This window comes from Collinsella aerofaciens (assembly GCF_902501475.1).
In the GTDB taxonomy this organism is placed as follows: Bacteria; Actinomycetota; Coriobacteriia; order Coriobacteriales; family Coriobacteriaceae; genus Collinsella; species Collinsella aerofaciens_AL.
Genome location: NZ_CABWIF010000027.1, coordinates 1 through 5,822, shown reverse-complemented (window position 1 = coordinate 5,822; position 5,822 = coordinate 1). Strand labels below are relative to the sequence as shown.

7 protein-coding genes and 1 pseudogene are annotated in these 5,822 nt (G+C 60.8%); all 8 read left to right on the top strand.

Annotated features, from left to right (window positions below):
* A pseudogene (locus GDJ93_RS06285) lies at positions 1-377 on the top strand (SIS domain-containing protein); the annotation flags it as partial.
* 46 nt (positions 378-423) lie between these two features.
* Positions 424-843 (top strand): PTS sugar transporter subunit IIA, encoded by a 420-nt coding sequence (locus GDJ93_RS06280; RefSeq protein WP_152068168.1) that lies wholly within the window; start codon positions 424-426, stop codon positions 841-843.
* Positions 844-900: 57 nt separating this feature from the next.
* Positions 901-1,383: a PTS sugar transporter subunit IIB gene (locus tag GDJ93_RS06275; RefSeq protein WP_152068167.1), complete on the top strand. Its 483-nt coding sequence runs from the start codon at positions 901-903 to the stop codon at positions 1,381-1,383.
* 60 nt (positions 1,384-1,443) lie between these two features.
* Positions 1,444-2,217, top strand: coding sequence for a PTS mannose/fructose/sorbose/N-acetylgalactosamine transporter subunit IIC (locus tag GDJ93_RS06270; RefSeq protein ID WP_152068166.1), 774 nt, complete (start codon positions 1,444-1,446; stop codon positions 2,215-2,217).
* Complete coding sequence (locus GDJ93_RS06265; protein WP_152068165.1) at positions 2,198-3,031, top strand: PTS system mannose/fructose/sorbose family transporter subunit IID; 834 nt, start codon at positions 2,198-2,200, stop codon at positions 3,029-3,031. The genes GDJ93_RS06270 and GDJ93_RS06265 overlap by 20 nt, the downstream gene beginning before the upstream one ends.
* Positions 3,032-3,119: 88 nt before the next feature.
* Complete coding sequence (locus GDJ93_RS06260) at positions 3,120-4,010, top strand: DMT family transporter (protein WP_226812506.1); 891 nt, start codon at positions 3,120-3,122, stop codon at positions 4,008-4,010.
* Between the two features lie 225 nt (positions 4,011-4,235).
* Positions 4,236-5,009 (top strand): PTS mannose/fructose/sorbose/N-acetylgalactosamine transporter subunit IIC, encoded by a 774-nt coding sequence (locus tag GDJ93_RS06255; RefSeq protein ID WP_152068164.1) that lies wholly within the window; start codon positions 4,236-4,238, stop codon positions 5,007-5,009.
* A partial coding sequence (locus GDJ93_RS06250) for a PTS system mannose/fructose/sorbose family transporter subunit IID (RefSeq protein ID WP_442339753.1) occupies positions 4,999-5,822 on the top strand: 824 nt, incomplete at its 3' end. The genes GDJ93_RS06255 and GDJ93_RS06250, both read left to right, overlap by 11 nt.

Here is a 5,822-nt window from a genome sequence, read left to right as displayed (position 1 = left end):
TCCTGTTCTCGATGTGCATCCTCGAGGAGATGCAGTGGAAGCGCACCCGCTACATCACCTCGGCCGACTTCTTCCACGGCACCCTCGAGCTCGTGGAGCCCGGCGTCCCCGTGTTCCTGTTCATGGGCGAGGACGAGAACCGCAAGCTCGACGAGCGCGTCCGCGCCTTCCTCAACCGCGGCGTGACCGGCGACACCGACATCAACATCATCGACACCGCCGAGTTCGCGATCCCCGGCCTTGACGACGAGTTCCGCGTCATCGTCTCCCCGTGGATTCTGACGGTGCTCGTGACCGACCGCCTGGCTCGCTACTACGAGACGGTCACCAAGCACAACCTCAAGTATCGCCGCTACTATCACCAGTTCGACTACTAAAGAAAACGGGTGCGGGAACGTGCCGGGCTATTGAGAGGAACACAGAATGAGACAGTACATTATCGCCAGCCATGCGCACTTCGCCACCGGCATCAAGGAGAGCGTCGAGCTGCTCTCGGGCGCTCGCGACAACGTCCACGATCTTTCGATGTTCGTCGATGACCGCATGGACGTGGCCGAGGAGGCCCAAAAACTGCTGGCAGGCATGTCTGCCGACGATGATGTCGTTGTCTGCACCGACCTCTTTGGCGGCAGCGTCAACAACGAGTTCACCAAGATCGTCCAGACGCGTCCCCGCACGTACCTCGTTACCAACATGAACCTTCCTCTGCTCATTCAGCTGCTGTTCTCTGACGAGTCGGCGCCGGTTGAGGAGACGATTCGCGCCATCGTCGCTGCGGACGATACGCGCGTGAAGTTTGTCAACGATCTTTTGGTCGATGGCGACGAGGAAGAAGAGTTCTAATCCGCAGCACCTACTGACACGCCGTAAGACGGCACAAGACCTTTGGGGGGTCACATTATGATTCAGCTACTTCGCGTTGACCATCGCCTGCTTCATGGCCAGGTCGCGGTCTCTTGGGTTCAGGGCCTCGGCTCCAACTGCATCTTCTGCGTGGGCGATAAGGTCGCTAACGACCCGGTGTGGAAGACGACGCTCAAGATGGGCAAGCCTGCCGGCTGCAAGCTCGTCATCAAGGATATGGCGAATGCCATCGAGGCCATTAACTCGGGTGTGACTGACAAATACAAGATGATTATCTGCGTCGCCACCATCGCTGAGGCAAAGCAGCTTATTGAGGGGTGCCCGCAGATCAAGTCGGTCAACCTGGGCAACACCAAGCCAAAGGACGAGAAGCGCCCCGATGCTCGTCAGGTCTCTCGTCAGATCTTCCTGACTGCGGCCGAGGAAGCCGATGTGCGCGAGATGCTGAGCCGCGGCGTCGAGGTCGAGATTCGTCCTCTGGCCGACGACCCCAAGGTCGACTGCGCCAGCGTGCTCTAGGCGTTTAATTTCGAAGAGCCTGCGGGTTCTTCGTAGTGTCCTATTAGGAAAGGGGGATGTATGCTTGTCCAAGCAATCCTCATCGGACTTATCGCCGCGTTTGGTAAGTTCGACTGCCAGCTCGGTACGCTCTACGCGTTCCGCCCCATCGTCCTGTGCCCGCTCGTGGGCCTGGTGCTGGGGGACCTGCAGTCCGGCCTCGCGATCGGTGCGAGCCTGGAGCTGCTGTTCATGGGCTCAATCTCCATCGGTGCCTACGTGCCGCCCGATGAGACGATCGGCGGCGTGCTCGCCTGTGCCTTCGCTATCCAGCTCGGCCAGGGCACCGAGGCAGCCATCGCGCTCGCTATGCCCATCGCCACGCTGTGCCTTGCCATCAAGAACATCCTCAACGCCGCCCTGCCGATTTTGGTTGACCGCGCCGATGTTTTCTCTGCCCAGGGCAACCTTAAGGGAGTCTATGCGATGCACTTCCTGATCGGTTCCACCGGTATCATCATGGCGTTCCTGTTGTGCTCGCTGTCGTTCTATCTGGGTGCTGACGCCATCCAGGGCGTGCTCGACTTCATCCCGCCCTTTGTCCTTGCTGGCTTTGGCGTTGCCGCCAACATCCTGCCGGCCATGGGCTTCGCCATGCTCGGCCGCCTTGTGCTCACCAAGCAGCTCGTGCCCTTCTACTTCTTGGGCTTCCTGCTGTGCTCCTACGCCAACGTGCCCGTCCTGGGCGTCGCCCTGATCGCCATCATCATCGGCATCGACAAGTTCGACCTGCTCGGCCTGGGCGGAGCCCAGCCCCAGCTCTCCGTGGAAGGGGATGAGGACGATGACTTCTAGTCCCGAGAACAAGATCACGCGCTCCGACCTCGTCAAGAGCGCCGTCAACGTCGGCGCCCTGGGCATGGAGTTCTCCTGGACCTACTACAAGCAGATGAACATCGCCTTCTGCCTGATGGTCGCCAACATGCTCAAGAAGATCTACGCCGGCCGCCCCGACGACTACGCCGAGGCCCTGCACCGCCACTGCGCGTTCTTCAACATCACCGTCCAGTTCGCCCCGTTCGTCGGCGGCATCGCGATGGCCATGGAGGAGAAGGTCGCCCGCGGCGAGATCGAGCCCGAGAGCGTCAACGACGTCAAGGCCGCCCTCATGGGCCCGCTGTCCGGCATCGGCGACTCCATCTTCCTGTCGACGCTGCGCGTGGTCGCCGCCGCGGTGGGCATCAGCCTGTGCCAGGCCGGCAACCCCTTCGGCCCCATCGCCTTCCTGCTCATCTACAACGTCCCCGGCTTCGCGCTGCGCGTCTGGGGCGCCGTCAAGGGCTACGAGCTGGGCGTGGGCTTCCTGGACGAGGCCCAGAGGACCGGCCTCATGCAGAAGATCATGACCTGCGTGGGAATCGTGGGCGTCATGGTCGTGGGCGCCATGTGCAAGGACATGTTCTGGGCCAGCATCCCGGTGGCCATCGGCTCGGGTGAGGACGCCCAGACCCTCCAGGACATCCTGGACGGCATCATGCCCGGCATGCTCGGCATGATCGCCTTCTGGCTGTACTACTGGCTGCTGTCCAAGAAGATCAACCCCATGGTGCTGATCGTGGCCACCATGGCCGTGGGCATCGTCGGCGCGTTCTTCGGCGTGCTGGCGTAGGTTCCTGCGTTCTATTCTGCCCCCAAGGGAAACGGCGACCCATTGCGGTCGCCGTTTTTTATTACCGAAAGCTAGCTGGAGGTGCTTCGTGATTCGATCTGACAATCCACCCGATAATGGCGTGAGCGGGGCGATGTATCTATTTGGCACGGCGCTCTTGTGGAGTTTTATCGGCATCCTCGTTCGCGCCAATTCGCAGTCAGCTCTTTTGATCGGTGCCGTTACGGCAATATTTATGGCGCTCTTTATCCTGCTCGTCGGCAGGCCTGTCCTCCGCGTCAGCCGTCTAATTGTCCTTGTGGCCGTCTGCAACTTCGTGACGGGCACCACGTTTAACTTTGCCAACCAGCTCACGACGGTCGGCAACGCGATCGTTCTGCAGTACACCTCGATGATTTTCGTTATCGTGTATCAGTCGCTCGCAACTCGCACGTTGCCCTCGCCTGCGAAGATTGCCTCCGTGGTGGTTGCTTTTACGGGTATGGGACTTTTCTTTTTAGGCGATTTGAGCGCCGAGGGCATGCTCGGCAACCTGCTTGCCGTCATTTCGGGCGCCACCTTTGGGCTGTGTTTCTTTTTAAACTCTCGCCCCGATGCGTCGCCCATGGTGTCCTCGCTCATCTCCTGCGGCATCTCGATACTTCCGATCGTCTATTTTGCCGGCGACCTAGGCTCCGTGAAACCCTTTGAGTGGGGGCTTATGCTGGTGCATGGCCTTTTTTGCAGCGGCCTTGCGAGTGTGCTGTATGCCAAGGGGATTGCGCGCACCAACGCGTTTGCGGCCAACTTGGTTTGCATGAGTGAGGTCGTGCTCGCTCCCTGCTGGTCGGCGCTCCTCTTTGGCGAGGTCTTTCGCTGGAACGAGCTTTTGGGCGCGGTGATTATCGTTTTGGTGATTGTAGGCAACTTGGCATGCGATGCCTTTGGCGATGGCTTTTTGGTGGCGCTTGTCCGCCATCGAAACAAGGAACGTGCCTGATGAGATACGTCTGCCGTTTACGGTAAAAAACACCCCGCTGAGCGAGTGGTATTAAATAGTAAAAACCTGCATACCTATAATTAGTATCAAATCATTTGTGCCTGGCATGGGTGTTAGCAGCACACCAGGTACGCTTCGAGCCGTGTAATCGAACTCCCGGAATTGATATCAACAACGCGCGCGACGGGAGGGATGACGGTTCGAGATTCCTTATTGGGAGGAATTATGCTTGTCCAAGCAATCCTCGTCGGCTTAGTCGGAGCGTTTGGATGCCTCGACTACCAGCTCGGCACCCTCTACGCGTTCCGCCCCATCGTCCTGTGCCCGCTCGTGGGCCTGGTGCTGGGGGACCTGCAGACCGGCCTTGCCGTTGGCGCCAGCCTGGAGCTACTGTTCATGGGTTCGATCTCCATCGGCGCCTACGTACCGCCTAATGAAACCGTCGGCGGCGTGCTCGCCTGCGCGTTTGCCATTCAGCTCGGCCAGGGCACCGAGACGGCCATCGCGCTCGCCATGCCCATCGCCGTCCTTTCGCTGACGATCGGCAACATTACCAATGCCTTGTTCCCCGTGTTTGTCGACATGGCAGACAAGTTTGCCCTCAAGGGAAACCTCAAAGGCATCTACGCCGTTCATTGGGGAATTGGAATCTGGGGTTGCGTCGAGTACTTCCTGCTGTGCGGCGGCGCATTCTACCTCGGCTCCGACGCCATCCAGGGCCTGCTCGACTTCATCCCGCCCTTCATCATCGACGGCTTTGGCGTTGCCGCCAACATCCTGCCGGCCATGGGCTTCGCCATGCTCGGCCGCCTTGTGCTCACCAAGCAGCTCGTGCCCTTCTACTTCCTGGGCTTCCTGCTGTGCTCCTACGCCAACGTGCCCGTCCTGGGCGTCGCCCTGATCGCCATCATCATCGGCATCGACAAGTTCGACCTGCTCGGCCTGGGCGGAGCCCAGCCCCAGCTCTCCGTGGAAGGGGATGAGGACGATGACTTCTAGTCCCGAGAACAAGATCACGCGCTCCGACCTCGTCAAGAGCGCCGTCAACGTCGGCGCCCTGGGCATGGAGTTCTCCTGGACCTACTACAAGCAGATGAACATCGCCTTCTGCCTGATGGTCGCCAACATGCTCAAGAAGATCTACGCCGGCCGCCCCGACGACTACGCCGAGGCCCTGCACCGCCACTGCGCGTTCTTCAACATCACCGTCCAGTTCGCCCCGTTCGTCGGCGGCATCGCGATGGCCATGGAGGAGAAGGTCGCCCGCGGCGAGATCGAGCCCGAGAGCGTCAACGACGTCAAGGCCGCCCTCATGGGCCCGCTGTCCGGCATCGGCGACTCCATCTTCCTGTCGACGCTGCGCGTGGTCGCCGCCGCGGTGGGCATCAGCCTGTGCCAGGCCGGCAACCCCTTCGGCCCCATCGCCTTCCTGCTCATCTACAACGTCCCCGGCTTCGCGCTGCGCGTCTGGGGCGCCGTCAAGGGCTACGAGCTGGGCGTGGGCTTCCTGGACGAGGCCCAGAGGACCGGCCTCATGCAGAAGATCATGACCTGCGTGGGAATCGTGGGCGTCATGGTCGTGGGCGCCATGTGCAAGGACATGTTCTGTGCCAGCATCCCGGTGGCCATCGGCTCGGGTGAGGACGCCCAGACCCTCCAGGACATCCTGGACGGCATCATGCCCGGCATGCTCGGCATGATCGCCTTCTGGCTGTACTACTGGCTGCTGTCCAAGAAGATCAACCCCATGGTGCTGATCGTGGCCACCATGGCCGTGGGCATCGTCGGCGCGTTCTTCGGCGTGCTGGCGTA